Source organism: Ensifer sp. ENS07, from assembly GCF_014852185.1.
Taxonomy (GTDB): Bacteria; Pseudomonadota; Alphaproteobacteria; order Rhizobiales; family Rhizobiaceae; genus Ensifer; species Ensifer adhaerens.
In genome coordinates this window covers 63,213-83,970 of sequence record NZ_JACVBE010000016.1, presented here as the reverse complement: position 1 = coordinate 83,970, position 20,758 = coordinate 63,213, and the positions used below count along the sequence as shown (strand labels likewise).

Below are 20,758 nucleotides of genomic sequence, written 5' to 3'. Positions count from 1 at the left end.
TAAGAGACACCATCGCGTAACCCTATGGGGTGTAGCCGACGATCACTCGCAGCAGACGTAACCAACGCCGACAGCGAATTCGGTGCGTCCTTTTCTGACTTTCTAGGTGCTGTAACAGCAGGCACCAGCTTGGAAAATGCGCGCGCCATGGCTGAGGAAGCCTTGGCGCTGCATATCAACGGCCTAGTCGCTGATGAGGAGGCTACTCCCGAACCTTCATCTTTAGATGCCGTGATGGCCGATCCCGGAAATATAGAGGGAGTTGCGATACTAGTTGTGCATAAGGCTGAGGCGAAAAAAATTGGTCCGCGTAAAGGGCATATCGACCCCTTCGCTGAGGCTCACGGACTGACCCGATCTTGGTTCCCGGCAAAAGCCGCCAAACGAAAAATGGAACTGGCGGCGGCGTGAGGTCATAAAACTCGAGGCGCCCCTCGCGTTCTTCTTTGCCAACCTCAAGCCATATCGACCCAATTCGGGTAGAGCCATATCTGCCAAGCGGCTTTGAGGCCACGCGAAAGAATTCCCAAACCATGTGATGATCCTTTTTGTTTAGAATAGAAGACCCCGCTCAATTGCGGGCCAAGATCAATGCAGCGTGAGGCGAGAGGCATCGCTCTGCGACGAGCGGCAGGGCCGTGGCATTTGGCCACAGCCTCTCGAAACCCCCGATGTGATCGCGTATCTCAAACGCCCTGGCCACAACCGCCAGCGAGCGTGAGATTTTTCATGAAGCAGCGCGATACACGGAAATACGACCAGCAACTTGGATTGATCGTTTTGGCAGCCTTCCTGGCCGTCCTCCTCATTCAGGGCGCCATGCTGTTCCTATCGATTTGGCTTGGTGCGTAGCAGCAGCGCGTGCATCCCGCTCAAATTTACCTCTTCGCTAGGAAAAACGAGCCACTACCCCGGCATGGCATGATGCCGGCTAGGGGAACGTGATGGGCTACGTCTGGAGTGGCGGGCGCGGGCGCCGCATGGAGATTGCGCGATATGGAACGCCCCTCGTGCTGGTGATCAATCGAGGTGAATCACGGGTCCCCACGAAATAGCAAGAGAGGCATGTAGCCTTGCAACTCGTCACCTCGCGCGGGGGGAACGCCATCCGACCATGATGATTGGCCAGGCTATTTCCCTGGACCGCCAACGCTGTTCGAAAGTCGAATTTTGTTGCGAAAGCAGCGAAGTAGTTAGTGCGATCCGGGCGCGTAAGAGGAGAAAAGGCCCCGGATTCCCACAAGGTAATCCGCGGCCTTCTGCCCGAGCATTCAATTTCTGCAGACGTCTAAAATCAGCGCCATTCCCTCGCAGAACGCAACCAAATCGATTGCAATTGCGCGCCAGACGAGGGCCGCTTGGACTGTTAGTTGCCGAGATCCGCGGCACGGTGCATGGCGATTGCGCCGGTATTCGCCACTCGCAGCGGCTGACCGACGATACCAAAGAACTTTGAGATGTCCGTCGTCAAGTGGCGCGACACATAGATGATGTCGCGGTTGTTGACCGGGAACGTTTGTCCGACCAACAGGCTGTCTGGACGGCTCATGTCTAAGCGGTAGACAAGCGGCACTCTCCCATGGCTGTCGGGCCGCATTCCCTTCTTAAGCATCGCTTCATATCGAGATCTACCGAGCAAGGATGCTGCTATCTCTGCTTCTTCATATCTGAATACGAAGACCCCTTCGGCGTCTGTCGCGAGATCGTTACCGCCCCTGCTCATGCCGAGCGCCTCAATGAGACTGAGATCTCGAGAGCCAAAGGCCTGCCGCTTGTTGGATTTAACAGCGCCCAGAACCGTAAACTGCCGAGGGTCGCGAACCAGGGTTATCTCGTCACCGGATTGAACCCAGATGTTTTCTGTAGGATTGTCGATGAGCGCGCTCATCAAGACGGTGCCAGATTTGTTCCCTCGGGTTACAGTGACAAATGTGTCATAGGTCTCACCGCGTACACCTCCCGCTTTCGTGATTACGTCAGTGAGCTTCTCGCCTGCCAGGCTGAGCGGAACGACAGAAGCAGCGTTGACCGCGCCGGTGACCGTGACGTTGCGCGATGCGGTGTCCAGCGAAGTGACAATGACGTCAGGCTCGACGGCCTTGCCTTTGAGCGCCTCAACGATCGCTCGTCTCGCTTGTTCAAGGGTCAGTCCCGCAAACCTGACCTCGCCGACGTAGGGGATTGCGGCTTTCCCATCCGGTTGAACGACCACAGGTATCTTAGCGGCCTTCGACTTAGAGGTTGAGAACAGGCCTTCGGCCCCAGCTTCAAATATGGAGACCAAGAGGCGGTCGCCTATCCCGACAGTCGCGCTTTCCGGTCTTCCACCCATACCTAGGCGCCTTGAGAGCGTCGTCTTTGAATAGGCTGAAATTAGGCTGGCCGATCGATTATCGACGTCAACGACCTCATAGACCGTCGCGTCATTGCGGTGGAGCTCTTCAGGTGACTTGCCGGCGTCTGAAAGGATAGCATCAGTTAGCGGCCCCGCTCCAGGAACCACGTCCTGACAGGATGTAAGTGCTGAAACGAGAAACAGGGCAACAAGAATGCACTTCAAGCTAACTTTCCCTTTAGAAGGCGGGGCTTCCCGGTTGAGCGTTCGACTTCGCAGACGCGGCATTGATGCGCCAAAGACCGACGCGGTTTCAAGCATTTTCATTACTGATCTGGCAAATTGAGTGCACGCGGGCGCCGCATGATGACCGCGCGATATGGAACGGCCGTCGCGCTGGCGCCGTTCAGTGCTCGGTTGTTCTAGCTTCCAAGCGATCGAGGCGGCGGCGAACGCACGCCACCTGACGACGCTTCGGTAACGACCTACCGCCGGAACCCTCTGCTCTCCGCCGATCATCGCCTGCAAAGGCCGGGCGCTGAGAAGTGTCTCCCGGTCCATGCCGACTTTGCTGCCATACTTGTCCAGCTGTCGCCAACCTCCTGAGCGGTGACGACGCATCGGGTCTTCCTGGTTCATCCAGTGTTGAAGAAAAATTGAAGTGCAAGGGCCCTTTCGCCGTGCTCTAACCATTGCGATCGCCAATCGCCCGGAAAAACTGAGGACCTGCCGGTGGATTTCGAACGGATCGGACGCGCCCGCCTGATGATGCGGCTCCCTCATCATCGAAAGAAGCTCGCGGAGAGTGAATTCCTCGCCCTTACCAGCCTGATCGAAAACTACGGCGCGGCAGTGATTGAGAATAAAGAACACGATTGCCAGGCAATTGAAGAAAAGGTCGATCGACTTCTCGCGTCGCTTTTCTCCTGACTTTGCTTTGGGTATGCCGCTTTCCCGGTCGGGCAAAATACTTTATTTTAGTTTTATCTTATATTTTGATTGCAGGAGGGCATCCATGGGGCTTGGCGGGACAACGATCAGAGCCGAATTTCTGGGCAACTATTCTGTCGCTTCCCTCGATCCCCTTTTGGGGGTCTTCGAGCTATCAACTTCGACGGATACGACGATCGAGGTGCTGCTGGACCGGTACAACGCGGAGGCATTGCTGTCGGCCCTCGCGCAGCTCCTGGCGCAGGGAGAGGCATCGGAGTTTGATGATGGGATGTGAAGGGTTTGCTCGACAATGTGCGCTACTATCCAGACGAGGCGTGACGCCGGCTGGAGGATGGTGATGGGCTATGATTGGAATGGCGCTCGCGGGCGCCGAATGAAGATCGCGCGGTTTGGAACGGCCGTCGCGCTCGCGGCCCTACTGTTTTCGGTCGTGGCCCAAGTGGTGGGGCGAACGATATAGAGGGGGAAGTAGATGGATGCCCTGGGCGGTCGCGCTGATCGCAAGGCGCGATGGCCGAGTTGCTACGGGATATCAGAGAAAACGTTGCGCGAAGCATGCCGGGTCGGATTGGGTTGTGCCGGGCGTCGCTTCTGCCTGCTTCCCCAAAAGGACAAATCGAGCGCCTGATATTGTTGAAGCGTCAGCAATTCCATGCACGGATTCGCTCGACGAATCCCGTCTGCGGCTGCCATCAGCGCGAGCCCCGTTGCTCGCAGCCGGCCAATAGGACGAAAGCCGCCTCACCGCCAAGATTACTGCAGCAGTCGCGCGAGCCCGGCTCGAAGGTCGGTCACGCAGCGATAGTCGATTTTTGCGTGAAGCGCTTCGACGCACCCCCGCGAGCGCCTGACTTCACCCGAAAGGCCGTCGATATAGGTGATATCCGAGCGGCTGCCGGTTTCCTCGATCATGATCCGCGCAAGGTCGCTGATCGATGTCTCGACGCCGCTGCAAACATTGACGATGCGCGCGCCCGTCTCCCAGCGGCCAAGCGCCTGCAGTACAGCCTCCACAACGTCGTCCACATGGACGAAATCACGGGTCTGACGGCCATCCCCATGGATGGTGATGTTTTCACCGCGCTCCAGCCGTTCGGCGAACTTCGCGATCACGCCGGAATAAGGAGACGATGGATCCTGCCCCGGCCCGTACACGTTGAAGAAACGCAGTCCCAGGTTCGCTATGCCGTAGACCTCATAGGCAGACCGCGCGTGAAGTTCGCAGGAAAGCTTGTCCGCACCATAAGGCGACAACGGAATGCAACGTCCGGCTTCCGAAAGCGGCAATTCCTGGCTTGCCCCGTAAACCGCAGCCGATGAGGCATAGACAAGCGGAAAATGAGCCCCGGAGTGGGCAAGTTCCTCGATGATCGTGAGGAACCCCGTTATGTTGATTGCGTGCGATGACGTCAGTTGCCGCTTGCATCGCTCGACCGAGGAGATCGCCGCCAAATGGATGCAGGCGTCCACATTGGCGAGCGCACGGCGCACGGCGTCGCGGTCGAGCACCGACCCTTCGATGAAGGTGGCAGCCTGCGGGACGTTTTCTCGCTTTCCCGAACTCAGATCATCAAGGACGGTCACGTCATGGCCGGCCTTTACCAGCCGACGGGCGAGGTGCGCGCCAATGAAGCCGGCTCCACCGGTAACCAGTATCCTGTTCAAGCCGTTTTCCCTCGCGACACCTCATCGCGATCGGAGGCGCCTGGATCTTAAGTGTAGGTGGATTCCTGAGCCGCCGAGCCGACCGTGGAGCGCGACCGGCACTCGGCCAGTGCGTCCGTGACCGGACCTTCCGTCTGGGTTGCAATCTTCCTTGTCGCCCAGGCGGCGTCAAGGCTCCCGCAGCCAGGTTTACCGTTTCGCAGAGACTTGAGAAGGAACAAGGCTAAGGCTTGCCCTCGAGAAGACCTATAGGGAGAGCGTCAGGGCGCCGGACAGCCGAGGATCAGGTCTTCGACCTCCGATCCGGAACCGACGCGCATCAGCACCGTGAACGTGCCGTCGGCGCCCACTTCGAAAAGCGTGCCCCCGTTTTCACCCTTCTCGTTCGTCCGGGTCACAATCAGCAGGCTTCCGGCGCCGCTCAGATAGGATCGAATGTTGGACACTGCCGACCGGATCTGCGCGGCAGAGAAGTAACTCCTGTTGAGAATGTTCGCTGCTCTGACGAGATCGAAGCGGCCGGCGAAATCCGGTGAGCGCCGCATGATGTCATCCTCGACAAACGCGATGGAATCGTCACGCGATAACGACCGGGTGATCATCTGGACTGGCTCGCTCCTTCCGCTGCGGATCAGCGCGCGCAGGCGCGGCTGCAGCATGGATTTCGCCAGATGGCGCGGGATGAAGGCAAGGGAGACATAGTCGAGCCGTCGGATCCAGGGCCGGATCGCAAGACCGGCGACATCATATTGCAGCGGCCAGCCTTCCGGATCGGCAAGAACGCGTACCCCCGGCGCCAACTCAACGATGTGCGCGTCGATGAAGAGGTCGGTGGCTGTGATCTTCGGCTTCGCCCCGCAGGCCTCCAAATACCGCAACAGCTCGACCGTCGTCACGCCGGTGGAAACGCCGACATCGAGCACCTCCCGCAATTGTGGCGCCCGCTGCGAAAGCAAGGGCCTGAATGCAGTTTCCAGCTCGCGAAAGCGCGACGGCTGCGTGAGCTTGAAGGTGCCGTTTCGCATCTTCAGTCTTGCGAAGAACTCCGACTCCCGGACCCAGTCCGTCGAGCCGTCGTTTCCAGAATAAAATTGCCGGGCGCTCATCACCATGGTCGAACAACCTGTAAAAATTGCCTGCGGCTCTCGAACCCAGAGGGCATCTGGCAGCGACCGATTACTTTGCCGCCTGCCTTTCCAGACAGGGGCTCAGCGCCCGCTACAGTGATCCCGAGGGTAGATTGGCCGACATCGGCTCCCAAAACATGAAAACGACAACAGTTAATTTCAGTATACTCGAAAGCAATGCAGGGATAATACCAACTCCCCCGGAGATTCCAAGTTACATTTCAGCAGTTGCTTTTAAATGAGCCGCTACGTCATGCCTTGCCCCTGTTCGCCAGATCTTGCCGCCTTCTGTCTTCTCTGCTTCCCTCCGGCCGGACGCCACGACTGCTCAGCGCAGATCCTGTGAAGGGCGCGAGGAACGGCGGAGCCGAGGGGCGCCAGCATCTGCGCCGGCCGCCGTCAATGTCAGCGGACCGGACTTGATCAGATCGTAAAGGTCCTCGTAGCACGAGACGGTCCGGTCGATCGAAAACCCTTGCGCACGGCGGCGCGCATAGGCCGTCGCATTGCGATACTTCTCATCATCGCTGGTAAGTTCGCGAATGCGGTCGGCGAGTTGCCCGTGGTTCTTCGCCGGGAACCGGTAGTCGTCGTTGTCAACGACCACGGCCAGCCCGCCGACATCGCTGACCAGGACCGGCAGGTCCGACGCCATCGCCTCGACCACCGCCACCCCGAAGCCTTCCCAATGGGAGGATTGCACATAGAGATCAATGTGGCTGAGGAACGCCGGGATATCCCGGACCAGCCCGGAAAAGTGGACGCGCTCGCGCAGACCCAGAGCTCCGGCCAGTTCTTCCACGATCGGTCGGCGGTCCCCCACACCGGCAAAGACCGCATGGACCTTGTCCGGAAGCCGCTGCAGGGCCCGCACGATGGTTTCCTGGTCCTTCTTCTCCGTGAAGCTTCCGACCATGCCTATGTAAAAGAGGCCATCCTCTCTCGCCTTGCGGTCGCGCGCCGACGCAAACCGGTCCAGGCTGACACCGTTTTCGACGATGTGGATTTTCGCGGCCATGGGCGCCAGCCATTCGGAGAGGTGGTCACGGACAGGTGCGCTGATTGCCGCAACGCCGTCGTAACGGCCATAGACCCACCTTTCGATACCCCGCAGCCACCGCCTCGCCCTTCGGCGGTTCCAAGTGTTGTGTTCGGTGTAGATTTTCCGAAAAGGCAGGAGAGCGCAAAAATAGAGGGAGGGAAACAGGTGGACGTGCACGACGTCCGCGGCCCGCATCGCGCGCCATGCTCTGGCAATCGAACTGGGGCTCGTCAGCTTGACCGCGATGATCGTCACGGCAGCGAAAGCCTTGTCCTCCAGGAGCTCGTGATTTGCCCCCTTCCACACGATCACCGTTGCCGAAAACCGCGCCTGCCGCTGCGCCAGTTCCACGACCAGGCGCTCGGCGCCGCCGTTTCCGTTAAGGTCGTTGATGATGTGAACGACGCTGCCTGCCATCGTAAGAAAATCGCCTCAAAATATTCCGCAAAGGCGATTATGCATAGCAAAGATCAATTCAACAACAATTAGCAATGTATAGATGAAAAAATATGAATCTGTCATTGGCGTGTTTGAAACGCACGCACCCGGGAAGTTGCTGACAGAGCATCGTCGCGGATCTTTTTTTCTTGTCGAACACTCGCGACTATTTTTGAAATAGGTGAAATATTCCTGTCAGATCAACGCCATGCGCTCGAGAAGCAGCTTGTTCACGGCATGCACATCAAACTTTGATTGGGCCAGTTCACGGGACCTGAGCCCCATGTCTGTGATCAGCGAAGGCGCCCTGAGAAAACGGCACATGGCTTCGGCCAATTGCTTGGCGTTGCGCGGCTCAACCAGGTAACCATTGAGCCCGTCGACCACAGTCTCGTCGCAGCCCGGCAGATCGGTTGTGACGATCGCGCGCCCCGTCGACATCGCCTCAAGAATGCTGCGCGGTATGCCCTCGCGATAGTAGGACGGAAGGACGAAGACGCTGCAATCGCTGAGATGCGGGCGCACATCCGTGGTTTCGCCGAGATAGTTCAGGCTGCCGTCCTTGACCCATCCATCAATGGTTTCCGCGGCAATCGCGGCCGGACTGGGATCGAACTGCCCCAGAAGACGAAATTCGGCGTCCGGGAATTGCTGGCGGACGAGGCGCGCGGCCTCGGCATACTCGCCAATCCCTTTGTCCTTCAGCAGGCGGGCGATGAGCAGAAAAACCGGCCGCCCGCTGGGCGGGCTCGAAAAAGCATAGTGGTCGAGGTCGACGCCAGAGCCCGGCACGAGCGTCAAGTCGCGCTGATCGGAAATCAGCCTACAGCTCTCGATATCAGCCGAATCCGCGCGATTATAGGCAAAGACCCCGCCTGCCCCCTTGAGCGCCAGTCGGTAGAGCAACACGCTCAGTTGCTTGATGCGGCGCCCGACCCACCGCTTTCCTGCGGCTTCCGAATAGACGTGGCCAAGGCCGGTCACGAGAAAATACCGCCGCTTGACGCCGGCCAGGCGAGCGGCAATGCCGCCATAGACAATCGGCTTCATCGTATAAGGGATCACGACATCGATCTGCCGCGAACGAAACAGCCTCCAGTAAGACCAGAGCGTCGCAAGATCCGTCAGAGGATTGAGCCCAGTGCGCGCCATCGGCGAGCGGACGAACTCCACGCCGATTGCGGCAAGCTGCCGGACGACATCCTCGTCCTGCTCCGGCCCAACTGCCAAGACGGAATGGCCCGCCTCCACCAGGCGCCGCAGCAACTCCAGGCGAAAATTGGTGAGAGAGCGACTGTAGCTCGAAAGTACCGCGATCCGTTGTTTCGGAACCACGCCAGCAACCGCCGATCCCGCGGCGGCAGCCGCCCGCCGTGGCGGCAGGCTGGCCGGAGAATAGTCGCTCGCGTCAATCAACATCAGGGCGCTCTCCATACAAACGTTCGAAAGATCGCACAGATCATGTCGGCATCGGCGTCGAAGGCGGGCCCCGCCTAAAGTTCGCCAGCGCTGCTTGCAGGACATCGTCGGTGAGATGCGCGTCATCGGCGTCGGCAGCCATTTCCTCCCCGTCGTCCGACGAGGGCGCGCCAGCCGTGCCTTCAGCCGGATGTTTGTCGAAGCCGGGAATGAGACTGTTCATGATCGCAAAGACCATCGCCTGATCCCCGAGTTCAGCAAAGAGCTTCAGGCGCGCAAACATCTCCTTGAGCGTCGCCAGGGGCACGGCGTTCGGCATCGCGCCGAGCACACCGGGAATAGGTGAACTGATGCGTTGCTCGCCGCTGTCGAACAGCTCCTCATAGAGCTTTTCGCCGGGCCTGAGACCGATGATCTCGATATCGATGTCCTTGCCCGGCGTAAGGCCGGCAAGCCGGATCATCCGCTTGGCGATGTCGATGATCTTGATCGGCTCATTCATGTCCAGAACGAAAATCTCGCCTTTGCCGATTTCGCCTTCCAGACCATAGGCCGAAGCCTGCAGCGTCAGTTCGACGGCTTCGCGAATGGTCATGAAGAAGCGAGTCATGCGCGGATCGGTTACCGTCAGCGGGCCACCCTTGGCGATCTGCCGCTTAAACAGCGGGATCAGCGAGCCGCTCGATCCGAGCACGTTGCCGAAGCGAACCGTCATGAAGCGCGGGCCGGAACCCTTCTTCAGGCAATGAAGGTCAAGCGCCTGGCAATAGAGTTCGGCCAGCCGCTTGGTCCCGCCCATCACGCTGGTCGGGTTGACGACCTTGTCGGTCGACACCTGCACCATCGCCTGCACCTTGAAGCGGCGGGCGGCATTCGCCACGTTCATCGTGCCGATCACATTGGTCAGTACGCCCTCGCAAGGGTTAAGCTCCACCATCGGCACATGCTTGAGTGCGGCAGCATGGAAGACGAGTTCTGGCCGGTACTTGGCAAAGACATCGTTGACGCGATTGGCCCGGCGGACGTTGCAAAGGTTTGCCGTCCGCTTGACGGCCGGATAGCGCTCCCCGAGCTCCATGTCGATCGCATAGAGATTGTATTCGCAGTTCTCAACCAGGATGAGTTCGGCCGGTTCACGCGCCGCCACCTGCAAGGTGAGCTCGCTGCCGATCGAACCACCGGCGCCGGTGATCAGGACGCGCCGACCGCGGACGAGGCGAAGAATTGCCTCGTTGTCGAGGGCTGCCTGCGGGCGCTCCAGAAGATCCGTCAGCTCGATCGAGCGGAGTTCGAAACGGCTTTCCTGCTTGGCGCTCTTGAGTTCGGTGATCTGCGTCAGGCGCGATACGGTCATGCCACGCGCTTCGGCGCGCCGCATCACATCCTCAGCGGCTTCCCCGAATGCCGAAAGCGCTTCGGTAAAGACAACATGGCGCGGCAACTGTCCACTTTCTGCGAGCGCGCAAACCACAGTCTCGAAATCGGTGAGCGCGCCAAGGATCGGAATGCCGCGCAAGGTCATGTCCGTATGCTCCGGCGTCACTTCCAAACAGCCGACCGGCTTGTGGCTGCAATGCGGATCGCGGCGGAGCGCTCTCAGATAGAGATCTGCCGCATGGCCGCTGCCGACGAGCAAGGTCGGGATTTGGTCGGCATTGCCCTCGGCGACCGGCTGCCGTCGCGTTGGGCGCAGCGCCAGTTCGTCGAGCCGGAAGCTCAGCCGCGAAGCCGAAAGGAATGCGGTCAGAAGAAGCGCCTCGAGTGGCACAACGCTTCGCGGCATATCCTGGAGGCGGTTCGCAAAGAACGACATCAACACCAGCGCCGCTGAACTGATCAAGACGGCCTGAAGGATTGAGCGCAGGTCAGAGACGGAGCAGTAGCGCCAGTCGCGAGCGTACAATCCCGCGATCGGAAAGGCGATCGCACAGGCCAGAAGATATTGCGGCCCGGTGGCTAGCAGCGCCCAGATAAGCTCCGGTCGCGTCGACATGGCGTCGAAGCCATAGCGCAGGAAAAAGGCGGCCACGAGCGCCAGGGCTGCAGACGCTATGTCCATCGCGTAGAGCACGCGCGATCGACGAACCTGCTTGACCGACGATACGGCCGTTCTTGCTGCCAGGCGCAAAAGCGCACGGGCGACGGCGGCAAACCAGGTGAACAGATTAAGGAACCTTGCCCAGTATCTCGCCATAGACGGCGGAGACGGGGCGACGGCTTGCGTTGGCTGGGCAGCGGCCTCGTTGCGATGCATGCGACACCCTTCGATCCATAGAACGCCATTCAACCGCCGCGCCGAGAACGGACGGACGAATGATGCGCCTTGAGACGTCATGTCTCGTTGAATTTGTTTGGAATAAACTTCTGATACCGATCAGCTCATACAAATTTGCCTGAAATCTATTTTATCTATGCACTGATACAAACTTTGGTCTTCGCAATAAAATACGCCAACTTCGCCAAAACTCTCGCACGCCAAAACCTGTATGTAAATTATCTTTTCGTTCTATCGGAAGCAATTTACCTAATTATATTAGAACTAAATAGTATTACTACAATTTAATCCATAACCCTTTGGGGTTAGCAAGCGACCGCTACAGTTCCCAAGGGGCGGAATGGACCGCCCAAAAGAAATAAATAAAGATTCACTTCCGGAACATTGCCACACAATTTTATGTATAATTTGGAATATATTTGCATGTCCAAAATACATAACAGAGAAAAATGAAGCATACCTGCAGATACAAATCGACTAAATCTTAGCGCGACTGAAAAATGCGCCCCGATATCACGCATCCCGGAACTGCTCTCGGGTGAAGATCGAGGAACTTCGACAGGACCTCTCCGACCGCCGGAAAACGAACCAGCCGGCCGACCAGGCCAGCCTGCGACATCAGCGTACACCTCGGCCCAGTGCAATTCTGCGCGGGAAGGACCTTGTGGGCTCATTCCCCCGCGAAGGCGCGTCGATAGGAGTCGGAAATCGGCCGGATCAGATACTCAAGGAAGGTGCGGTCGCCGAGTTCGATAAAGGCGTCGATCGGCATCCCCGGATGCAGCTGCTCCATGCGCACGCCGGGCGGCAGCGGCGTATCCAGGCGCAACACGGCCCTGTAATAGGGCTCGCGCGTCGCCGGATCGGTGAGGCGGTCGGCCGAGACATGGGCAACCGTCGCAGAAACCTCTGGCGTCAAGCTGGTATTGAGCGCCGAGAGGCGGACCCTTGCCGGCTGACCGACATGGACGACGTCGATGTCCTGCGGATGAATACGCGCATCGACGACCAAGTCCCCTGTCGGCAGGATCTCCATGATCTTCTCGCCGGGACCGACGACACTGCCGACGGCATTGTAGACCGAGGCGACGACAACGCCGTCTACCGGCGCTTTGACGACGGTGCGCTCGAGTACACGGCGCGCGGCTTCGACTTGTTCTTCCACGTCGGCAAGCCCGGTCTTCACCTCGTTCATCGCGGTCACCGCCTGCTCGACGCGCTGGGTCTTCAGCCGTTCGATCTGCTCACGCGCTTCTGCGACTTGGGTGCGGCTCGATGAGGATTCTGCCTGCAGCATGCCGACCTGGCCGAGCAGGTCCGCTTCGACGCGAAGAAGCTGCGTGTACTCCGTGCGGTTCGTCAGCCCCTTTTCCAGGAGATTGAACTTTCGCTCGGCTTCACTGCGCACGATCTGCGTCTGCTTCTCGACGGCCGCCTTCTGCGCGGCCAAGCCATCGAGCGCATCGTTGATGCTTTCGACCCGTTGCTGCAGAATAACGGTCTCGGAGGTGAAGCGGGCAAGCCGGGTCTGAAACTCCTTCACCTGTTCTTCCGTCAGGTCGCGGCTTGCGGCCGACATCGTGGCCGGTGCGTTGCCGATCGCGATCGTCAGATCCCGCCGCCCGTCCCGTTCGGCGGCAAGGCGCGCCTCCCGCGCTTTTAGAGCCACCCATTGCTTGGCAAGGCGGTTGAGCTGGGTGCGGGCGACGGTGTCGTCGAGGACCACGAGCGTCTGCCCCCGTGCGACCGCATCGCCCTCGCGAACCGCGATTTCGCTGACGATCCCACCTTCCAGATGCTGCACGAGAACATTACGGCCCGTGGCCGTGATCGTGCCGGAAGCGACTGCGGCACCGGAGAGCGGCGCCGTTGCCGCCCAATAGCCGAAACCGGCAAGGATGAGGACAAGCGTTCCATAGCCGAGCCGGGCGACCAACCCGGTATCGGTCACAATCGTCTCCCGCCAGGAGCGCCGAGTACCCGTCGCCGTCATGGCCGATCCCCGGTTCTGCCAGGCAGGAAGGCGGAAATGTTTGTCGGCGGCGGGTTCGCCTGTCGCTTGACAGCCGCCGCTTTTGCCGCCCGGTCAGCCCTTTCGGACCGCGCCCGACGCGCCACCTCGTCCGTTGGACCGAAGTCATCAATCCTGCCATTCTTCATCACCAGGATCCGGTCGCAGGTGGTTGCGATCGAAATGCGGTGCGTGACCATGACGACCGTGACGCCGCGCGCTTTCGCGTCTCTGAGCGCCCGTCCGAGTGCCGCTTCCCCTTCGCTGTCGAGGTTGGCGTTCGGCTCGTCGAGAACAAGAAGACGCGGAGAGCCGTAGAAGGCGCGCGCAAGCCCGATGCGCTGCCGCTCGCCGCCGGAGAGATTGTTGGAACCGGGCCCAATCGGGGTCTGATAGCCTTTCGTCTGCGACAGGATGAGATCGTTGGCATGAGCCGCCCGCGCGGCCGCAACCACCGCCTCGTCGGCTGCATCCGGCTCGAATCGGGAGATATTGGCGGCGATCGTGCCCGGCAGCAGCTGCACGTCCTGTGCGAGATAGCCGATGAGGCTGCCGAGCTGCGTCACGTCCCAGGTTCTCAGGTCCGCACCATCAATGGTGATCGAGCCCGCTGTCGGGGCAACGGCGCCGGTTAGAAGTCGCGCGAGCGTCGACTTGCCCGCCCGGCTCGGGCCGACCACTGCAACGCTTTCGCCGGCAGCGATCGTGAAATTCAGCCGCTTCAGGATCGGCTCAGGGTCGGCTCCAGCGTCGGGCGAAACATAGAGCAAATCACGCACGGCGATATCGCCGGCGGGGTTCGGCAACAGAAGCTTGCGGCTATCGACACTGCCGGCCTCGATCACCTTTTCGAACCGCGACCAGGCGCTGCGCGCATCCATTGCCTGCTTCCAGATCCCCACCAGCTGATCGAGCGGTTGCAGCGCGCGGCCCGATAGGATCGACGACGCGAAAATCATGCCGGCAGTCATCTGCCCCTTTAAGACAAGGGTCGCGCCAACAGCAAGGATCGCCATCTGCAGGATCATTCTGATCGATCGCGATATGCCGCCGAAGATTGCGTTGACGACGAGGCTTCCGTCGGCTGCCGCGGTCGCGGCAGCAAACTGGCGGCCCCAGACCTCACCGACATTGTTCGTCATGCCCATCGCACGCACAGTCTCGGCATTGCGGCTGAACATCTGCGCCGTGAGATTAGCGCTGGTGATACGCTCCTGCGCGAACTGCGACGCCTTCTTGTTCATGTACTGATTGAGGAAAACCATAAGCAGGATCACGATCGCGCCGATCGTCGTCATCAGAAAGAGCAGCGGATGCAGGAGATAAAGGAGTGCGGCGAACACCGGCGAGAACGGCAGGTCAAAGAGGACCGGCGTGCCGCGTGAAGCGACGAAGCCTCTAACGGTCGCAAGATCGCGCAAAGGCTGGATATCGCCCGGTTCCCGGCCCGCTGCCGCGACCACGTTCGCAAAGGCGGCCGCCCCGAGCTCGCTGTCGAGCTTGGCCGCCATGCGCACCGCATAGATCGCCCTGATCACATCAAGCAGGCCGAGGAACGCGAAGGCAAGGAACGCGATAATCGTGAGATAGACGAGCGTTTCGATGCTCGAAGAGGGCAAAACCCGATCATAAACCTGGATCAGGAACAGCGGCGAGGTCAGCGCCAACACGTTGACGACCGTCGAGAACAAGCCGAGATCTATGACGCTGCGCCGGAACGCAGATCGTAAACTGCCGCTTGTGATTCTGTTGTCTACCATGCTGCAACGACACCGTTTCCAGGAATTTGAGTGGGGCCGTATCGATGGAAGTGTTCCCCGATGTCAACGTGCCGGAGGTTGAGTAGGTACTATACATCTGTTGTAGCGGTTGCTTATAGATGCTATTTTAGACCCCCACCATTTAACACGACAGATCACAGTTTTCACACGCTAAGGTCGCTTGCTGTCTTTGCGCGGCGGTCGGTAAAAGCAACGGCGCGTATTCTGCCACACTAATAAAGGATGGAAACATGATCGTTAAGGGAAGACCCGTAGCTGACACGCTTTATGGCACGAACGTAGCTGACACAATTTATGGATATGGCGGCGACGATAGCCTTTGGGGCTATGCCGGAGACGACTATCTCGACGGTGGCGACGGCAACGACCGGATGTACGGTGGCGACGGCAACGACTTCTTCAAGGCCGGTCCAGGCGACGATTATGCTGAAGGCGGCGTCGGCAACGACTCCTTCGATGGCGGCCTTGGCAACGACCACTTCGTCGGTGGCCTGGGCAACGACATCTTCGACGGCGAGGACGGCGACGACATCCTCGACGGCGGCGATGGCCACGACACCATGCTCGGCGGTGCCGGCAACGATACCTTCTACGGCGGCGCCGGCGAGGAATATATCGATGGTGGCGCTGGCAATGACATCATCTATGCCGGCGACGGTAATGACGGTTTCGTCAATCGCATCAATCCGGCGACCGGCAAGGTTACGACGCAGGCCGTCGGTGGCGGTGCCGGCGACGACTACATCTATGGCGAAGGCGGCAACGACGCGCTCAAGGGCCAGTCCGGCAATGACCACGTCTATGGCGGCATCGGCGATGACCGGGTCGATGGCGGCGACGGCGACAACTATCTCGACGGCGGCGACGGCAACGACATTCTCGATTCTGAGAACGGTCGTGATGAGGCCCATGGCGGTGCTGGCGTCGACAAGATCAGCGTCGGCGCAGGCGACGACCTCGTCTATGGTGATGGCGGCAACGACAGCATCAGCGGCGAAGACGGCAACGACACGCTGAATGGCGGCGATGGCGATGACCTGTTCTACGGCGGCTCGGGCAACGACACGATCCGCGGCGACGCTGGCAGGGACACCCTGATCGGCGAGACCGGCTCAGACTTTCTCTGGGGCGGCGCCGACGCCGACCGCTTCGTGCTCAAGGGCGCTGGCGCACTCAACGGCCAGGATACCATCATGGACTATCAGGATGGTCTCGATCGCATCGTCCTCGAAAAGCTCGGCATCACCCGCTATGCCAACACCGGCGGCCCCGGCACGGTTTATGCTTATGACGACCCGAGCGGCGACGTGATCCTGAAGGCGCAGGATTCGGCCGGCCACGCGTTCCAGATCGTCGTCGACGATCCGAACGGTACCCTGTCTGCGGCCAACTTCAGCGCGGCAGACTTCACCTTCGCGTAAAATACCGGCGGCCGCGGGTTTGAATACGCGCTCCGCGGCCGCCACTACCGCCCGTTCCTGCCTGTATTGGCAGTCCAGTTCGCGAAAAGCTCACCGAGAGACCGCTTCACCAGCGGCGAGTGATCGCAATGCCTCGTCCAGTTCGTCTAGATCGCTGATCCGCCTATCGGCTTGGTGTGCATCATCCGGCGCCGCCGTGCGGTGAACCCGCGCTTCGCGCGCGACCATCACCGTTTGCCATCCGCGCCGGCGCGGCGTGACGAAATCCTTCACCGGATTGTCGGCGATGTAGATGAGATTGTCCCGCTTGACGTCCGCCCAGGTCTCGATCGCCTCATAGGCCCGAGCATGCGGCTTCCAGAATTCTCTCCCCCAAAGATCAGTGAAGATCACCCGGTCCACCAAGGCTTCGAGCCCCAGCGCTTTGACCTTGGCCTGTTGCGTGGCCGCAGGCCCGTCGGTAATGATCGCTCTTCGGCCGACGCGCGCACGCTCCAGATAGCGGCGAGCATCGTCGGCGAGAGCTATTTCCGGCTGGTGTCCGCGGTAGACGGCAACCAACTGGCCGACCAACGCTTCGTCGACGGCAATGCCCATCGCTGCCAGCGCCGTATCGAAAACGCGTCCGCTGGGCCCGCTCGCAGCAGCTGCCTCGCAGTGCCCGGCAAAGCCTTCCGCGCCCAGATGGTTCGCCAGCCAGGCATCAACGGCCCTGAATCCGCTTAGGGCGAAATCCCGCTCCAGATAAAGTGTATCGTCGAGATCGAAGACAAGCACCTGCCCGCCCATCCGCTTATCCCCTGAAGACCGCCGCGTCGTATCGCAGCATCAACACACCTTCTCGCCAATCGTCATGCGCCGTTCTCGGCAAGCCCGCCACTTCCTCCAGCAGCCATCGGGCAAAGGTCGCGCCGGCATGATCCACAAGCGGATAGCCGCCGCCGAAACGGGCGTTGATTTCGATCACCCGAGCGCCCGTCAGGCGATCGTCCATGACCTGGAAACAGAACGCACCGCGCAAGTCGGGCAACGCCCGCAAGATACCCTCAGCCATCGCCCGATGCGCCTTATGGCGCTCGGTGACGCCCTTTTCGACTTCGCCTGCCCTTATGCGCAAGCGCCGATGCGAAATGACTGACTGCAATGTGCCACCGTCATCGACGAACGCATTGACCGTATGCTCCGGGCCGTCGAGATATTGCTGCAGGATCATCGGCTCTGCTGTCGTTTCAGGCAGATCGGCCATTGCGCGCACCATGCTGATCGAGCGGCTTGCGCTCCCGGCATTGGGCTTGAGGAACAGCGGCCAGTCCCAGCGGGAGAGTTCGCCGCGAACCTCCTCCAGCATGCCGGTTCGCGGGACCGGCACCCCGGCCGCGTCGAGCACGCGCATGGTTTCGAGCTTGTCGCGCACAACGTCGATGACCGGCGGAGTGCTCACATGCACGCGGCAATCGAAGCGGTCGAAATCCCTCGCCGCTGCCGCAAGCGGCACCAGTTCGGGATCGATCGTTGGTACGAGCAGGCGCACATCATGCGCCCGCGCGATCTCCGCCAGGCGGCCCGTGAACTCCGGGTGATTATAGGCGGGTACCGCGAAAGCCCGGTCGGCGACTGCACAGGCCGCGCTCAGGTCAGGATCAAGATCGCAGGCCAGAATTTGGAGATCGATGTCCAGCGCGCGCGCTGCCCGGCGAAAACACTCGATCAGGCCAACACGCCTTCCCGCGGAAGAGACAAGGATCTTGAACGATCGGTACGCCATACAAGCCTTCTCCTTGACTGTTAGGACGAGGGGCCAAGGCAATCACTGTGGCCCCGCCTGACTGAACCCGATGCAATGCCCGCGCGATTACGCTCCCAACTTGCTGTGCACCGGGGGGCGCCGGCCGTCGGCCGTGCGCCACGCGGTTACCTCGATGCACTGCCGGTCTCCGCACATGACGGTAAAGCCATCCGCCGTATGAGTCTGAACTTGCGCGGCAAGGCCGATGTAACGGAAGGAGTCCGCGAAGGGCCGCGCCGCATCGATATGGACGACCTTTCCGTCCGGGCGCGAAAAGGCGCCGGGATAGGGCTCGCCGACCGCCCTGATCAGTCGCAGCACCTCCGCTGCCGGGCGCTGCCAATCGATCAAGCCATCCTCGGCGACACGCTTTGCACAATAGTTTGCCAGGCTGTGGTCCTGCTCGACCCGCGGCGCCTTGCCGGCTGCGGCCAATTCAACGGCCTCCGGCACCATCTCCGCCAGATTGCGCACATGCTTACCGTAGAGACTACGCGCGGTCTCATCCGGCGCGACGGAAAACAGACGCTGCAGAATGATGGGGCCGGAATCCGTGCCCTCGTCGATCCAGAAGAGCGACGAACCCGTGGTCTTTTCGTCAAGCAGGATGGTCCAGGGGATAACACCCCTGCCTCTCAGACGCGGCAGCGCCGACGGGTGAAACCCGATCACGCCCAGCCGCGGGATGGCACGGAAGGCCTCGCGGCAGATCTGCGACCAGCCGAGGACCAGGACGAGGTCCGGGGCGCTCGCGCGGATGGCTGCGAGCGTGTCTTCGGCGTTCACATTGGTCGTATGGCAGACCGCGCTGCCTGCCGCGCGCGCCGGCGTCGTCAAGTCCGCGAAATCGGAATGGCGATCCGCAGCCTCCGGCGGCAGCGTAACCACCAGGGACGGCAGCATCCCCTTCGCCAACAGGGCATTGAGCGCGATTAAGGATCCTTCGACGGCACCAACCAGAGCAAAACGCATTTTGGTTCTCAAATGCACAATGTGTCAGAGCGCAATATACAACTCGGATCACAACCAAGGGAAGAAATAACCCATCCGGGCGATATTAATGTATTTCAAGTATGATATGACGGGATGCTATTTCAGAGCCGGGCTATACTGCAAGAGAATAATTGCATGACAGTGTCTGCCGTTGTATCTTGAAACCACTGCATTCTAGGGCGCGCCCTGGAAGGTCAATTTAGAGTACGAACCTATTTCAGAAATAATCGCGTCCGAAGTGTCCATAATCGAGGCAATAGGAAGTTGATGTCTTGGCGTGCACTGGGCGCGTCCAGGAATTTAATGCTTGTGCCCCCGCCGGGAAGCACCCAGGTGCGCCCTGTCGTCAGGCTCAGGGAATGCGGACGAAGGCCCAAACGGCGGCGCAAACTTCGGATCCACGGTATGATATTGCATTTGATCACCAATTTCAGCGCAAGCGCCGGAGCTGAGACGATGCTCGCGCGCCTGCTCAAGGCGTCATCTGACGAACGCGTCATGGTCGTATCGCTGCTCGATGTCTCGGCGCGAAACCGTGACCTCGCGGACAATCCGCGCGTCGAGTATGTGGCGCTCGGCGCACACTCGCTCCCGGCCATCCTGCACGGCACGATGCGGCTTGCCAACATCATCCGCCAGGAAAAGCCGAGTGTCATGCTGTGCTGGATGTACCACGCCATGGTGGTCGGCACGGTCGCTGCCAAGCTTGCGCGCCGCGCAACGCCGGTCATCTGGAATGTTCGCCAGTCGCTGGATGATGTCGCCTCGCTGTCGCGAAGCTCGCATATGGCGATCGCCGCCGCCCGCGTGCTCTCCGGCTCGGCCTCCGGCATCATTTACAATTCGTCACGCGCGCGCGAAATGCACCGCGCCTATGGCTACCGCAACCTGAATTCGGTCGTCATCCCGAACGGCTTTGAAATTCCGGCAGTGGCAGCAGGCCATGAAGCGCCGCCCCGGCGGATCGGGATCGTCGCGCGTTTCCACCCGCAGAAGGATCACGCCACCTTCTTTCGCGCCGCCGCCTCGGTGTTGCGCACCCATCCCGACACGCGCTTTCTCGCGGCCGGACGGGGACTAGCCTGGGACAATCCCGAAGTCGTCCAGCTGATTTCCGATGCCGGATTGCCAAGCGAGGCCATCGACCTCAGGGGCGAGGTCGCGGACATGGAGGATTTCTACCGCAGCATCGACATCCTCGCCCTGTCCTCCAGAACAGAAGGCTTTCCGAACGTCGTTGCCGAGGCGATGAGCTACGCAAAAATGGTGGTGGCAACGGACGTGGGAGACGCGGCAGAGGTTGCCGGCAATGCCGGGATCGTCGTGCCCGCCCGCAATCCCGAGGCCTTTGCCGACGCCATGCGCAAGGTGCTCGACCTATCGCCGGAGGAATATGGCCGGTACGCGCATCTCGCCCGCAATCGTATAGAAAGCGAATACACGCTGCACAACATCGAACGGCGTTACTCCAATTTCCTGAGGACTTTCTAGCAGCCACCGCACGGCTCAAG

At 60.3% G+C, this 20,758-nt stretch carries 16 protein-coding genes; 5 read left to right on the top strand and 11 right to left on the bottom strand.

Annotated elements, in window-relative coordinates; genetic code table 11:
* Positions 1-24: 24 nt before the first annotated feature.
* Both IB277_RS32250 and IB277_RS38740 read left to right on the top strand, forming a co-directional pair.
* Positions 25-411 (top strand): type II toxin-antitoxin system HicB family antitoxin, encoded by a 387-nt coding sequence (locus tag IB277_RS32250; protein ID WP_192372682.1) that lies wholly within the window; start codon positions 25-27, stop codon positions 409-411.
* Between the two features lie 318 nt (positions 412-729).
* Positions 730-852, top strand: coding sequence for a hypothetical protein (locus tag IB277_RS38740; protein WP_255381107.1), 123 nt, complete (start codon positions 730-732; stop codon positions 850-852).
* A 514-nt stretch (positions 853-1,366) separates the two neighbouring features.
* Here IB277_RS38740 and IB277_RS32245 read toward each other — a convergent pair.
* Positions 1,367-2,551, bottom strand: coding sequence for a polysaccharide biosynthesis/export family protein (locus tag IB277_RS32245; protein WP_371813736.1), 1,185 nt, complete (start codon positions 2,549-2,551; stop codon positions 1,367-1,369).
* A gap of 799 nt (positions 2,552-3,350) precedes the next feature.
* Here IB277_RS32245 and IB277_RS32240 point away from each other — a divergent pair.
* Positions 3,351-3,563, top strand: coding sequence for a hypothetical protein (locus IB277_RS32240; protein ID WP_034798257.1), 213 nt, complete (start codon positions 3,351-3,353; stop codon positions 3,561-3,563).
* Positions 3,564-4,042: 479 nt separating this feature from the next.
* On the opposite strand, the gene IB277_RS32235 is transcribed toward IB277_RS32240, so the two are convergent.
* From IB277_RS32235 to IB277_RS32205, 7 genes are all read right to left on the bottom strand, one after another.
* The gene (locus IB277_RS32235; RefSeq protein WP_192372680.1) at positions 4,043-4,954 is read right to left on the bottom strand and encodes an NAD-dependent epimerase/dehydratase family protein; all 912 of its coding nucleotides are present in this window, start codon (positions 4,952-4,954) and stop codon (positions 4,043-4,045) included.
* 260 nt (positions 4,955-5,214) lie between these two features.
* A complete protein-coding gene (locus tag IB277_RS32230; RefSeq protein ID WP_192372678.1) occupies positions 5,215-6,066 on the bottom strand; it encodes an ATP-binding protein in 852 nt (283 codons plus the stop codon).
* 343 nt (positions 6,067-6,409) lie between these two features.
* A complete protein-coding gene (locus tag IB277_RS32225; RefSeq protein WP_192372676.1) occupies positions 6,410-7,540 on the bottom strand; it encodes a glycosyltransferase in 1,131 nt (376 codons plus the stop codon).
* Between the two features lie 216 nt (positions 7,541-7,756).
* Positions 7,757-8,980, bottom strand: coding sequence for a glycosyltransferase family 4 protein (locus IB277_RS32220; protein WP_112772846.1), 1,224 nt, complete (start codon positions 8,978-8,980; stop codon positions 7,757-7,759).
* 40 nt (positions 8,981-9,020) lie between these two features.
* Positions 9,021-11,174, bottom strand: coding sequence for a nucleoside-diphosphate sugar epimerase/dehydratase (locus IB277_RS32215; protein WP_112772868.1), 2,154 nt, complete (start codon positions 11,172-11,174; stop codon positions 9,021-9,023).
* 751 nt (positions 11,175-11,925) lie between these two features.
* Complete coding sequence (locus tag IB277_RS32210; protein WP_226020765.1) at positions 11,926-13,206, bottom strand: HlyD family type I secretion periplasmic adaptor subunit; 1,281 nt, start codon at positions 13,204-13,206, stop codon at positions 11,926-11,928.
* Positions 13,207-13,244: 38 nt separating this feature from the next.
* Complete coding sequence (locus tag IB277_RS32205) at positions 13,245-15,026, bottom strand: type I secretion system permease/ATPase (RefSeq protein ID WP_192372674.1); 1,782 nt, start codon at positions 15,024-15,026, stop codon at positions 13,245-13,247.
* A 251-nt stretch (positions 15,027-15,277) separates the two neighbouring features.
* Between IB277_RS32205 and IB277_RS32200 the strand changes: the two genes are divergently transcribed.
* Positions 15,278-16,468 carry a calcium-binding protein gene (locus IB277_RS32200; RefSeq protein WP_192372672.1) on the top strand — a complete coding sequence of 397 codons (1,191 nt, stop codon included), beginning with the start codon at positions 15,278-15,280 and terminating at the stop codon, positions 16,466-16,468.
* Positions 16,469-16,558: 90 nt separating this feature from the next.
* Here the strand turns inward: IB277_RS32200 and IB277_RS32195 are convergent, their stop codons facing one another.
* From IB277_RS32195 to IB277_RS32185, 3 genes are all read right to left on the bottom strand, one after another.
* The gene (locus IB277_RS32195) at positions 16,559-17,245 is read right to left on the bottom strand and encodes an HAD family hydrolase (protein WP_162731904.1); all 687 of its coding nucleotides are present in this window, start codon (positions 17,243-17,245) and stop codon (positions 16,559-16,561) included.
* A gap of 16 nt (positions 17,246-17,261) precedes the next feature.
* The gene (locus IB277_RS32190; protein ID WP_112976849.1) at positions 17,262-18,233 is read right to left on the bottom strand and encodes an ATP-grasp domain-containing protein; all 972 of its coding nucleotides are present in this window, start codon (positions 18,231-18,233) and stop codon (positions 17,262-17,264) included.
* 87 nt (positions 18,234-18,320) lie between these two features.
* The gene (locus tag IB277_RS32185; protein WP_112976848.1) at positions 18,321-19,226 is read right to left on the bottom strand and encodes a methionyl-tRNA formyltransferase; all 906 of its coding nucleotides are present in this window, start codon (positions 19,224-19,226) and stop codon (positions 18,321-18,323) included.
* Positions 19,227-19,652: 426 nt separating this feature from the next.
* On the opposite strand from IB277_RS32185, the gene IB277_RS32180 reads away from it, so the two are divergent.
* On the top strand, positions 19,653-20,738 hold the full coding sequence (locus IB277_RS32180; RefSeq protein ID WP_112976847.1) for a glycosyltransferase: 1,086 nt from the start codon (positions 19,653-19,655) through the stop codon (positions 20,736-20,738).
* Positions 20,739-20,758: the final 20 nt, after the last annotated feature.

What these genes read in the sequence shown, in the direction of transcription:
- IB277_RS32250 (WP_192372682.1), top strand. Translation starts at nt 25, where the DNA reads ATGGGGTGTAGCCGACGATCACTCGCAGCAGACGTAACCAACGCCGAC.
- IB277_RS38740 (WP_255381107.1), top strand. Translation starts at nt 730, where the DNA reads ATGAAGCAGCGCGATACACGGAAATACGACCAGCAACTTGGATTGATC.
- IB277_RS32240 (WP_034798257.1), top strand. Translation starts at nt 3,351, where the DNA reads ATGGGGCTTGGCGGGACAACGATCAGAGCCGAATTTCTGGGCAACTAT.
- IB277_RS32230 (WP_192372678.1), bottom strand. Translation starts at nt 6,066, where the DNA reads ATGGTGATGAGCGCCCGGCAATTTTATTCTGGAAACGACGGCTCGACG.
- IB277_RS32225 (WP_192372676.1), bottom strand. Translation starts at nt 7,540, where the DNA reads ATGGCAGGCAGCGTCGTTCACATCATCAACGACCTTAACGGAAACGGC.
- IB277_RS32220 (WP_112772846.1), bottom strand. Translation starts at nt 8,980, where the DNA reads ATGTTGATTGACGCGAGCGACTATTCTCCGGCCAGCCTGCCGCCACGG.
- IB277_RS32215 (WP_112772868.1), bottom strand. Translation starts at nt 11,174, where the DNA reads ATGGCGAGATACTGGGCAAGGTTCCTTAATCTGTTCACCTGGTTTGCC.
- IB277_RS32205 (WP_192372674.1), bottom strand. Translation starts at nt 15,026, where the DNA reads ATGGTAGACAACAGAATCACAAGCGGCAGTTTACGATCTGCGTTCCGG.
- IB277_RS32200 (WP_192372672.1), top strand. Translation starts at nt 15,278, where the DNA reads ATGATCGTTAAGGGAAGACCCGTAGCTGACACGCTTTATGGCACGAAC.
- IB277_RS32190 (WP_112976849.1), bottom strand. Translation starts at nt 18,233, where the DNA reads ATGGCGTACCGATCGTTCAAGATCCTTGTCTCTTCCGCGGGAAGGCGT.
- IB277_RS32185 (WP_112976848.1), bottom strand. Translation starts at nt 19,226, where the DNA reads ATGCGTTTTGCTCTGGTTGGTGCCGTCGAAGGATCCTTAATCGCGCTC.
- IB277_RS32180 (WP_112976847.1), top strand. Translation starts at nt 19,653, where the DNA reads ATGATATTGCATTTGATCACCAATTTCAGCGCAAGCGCCGGAGCTGAG.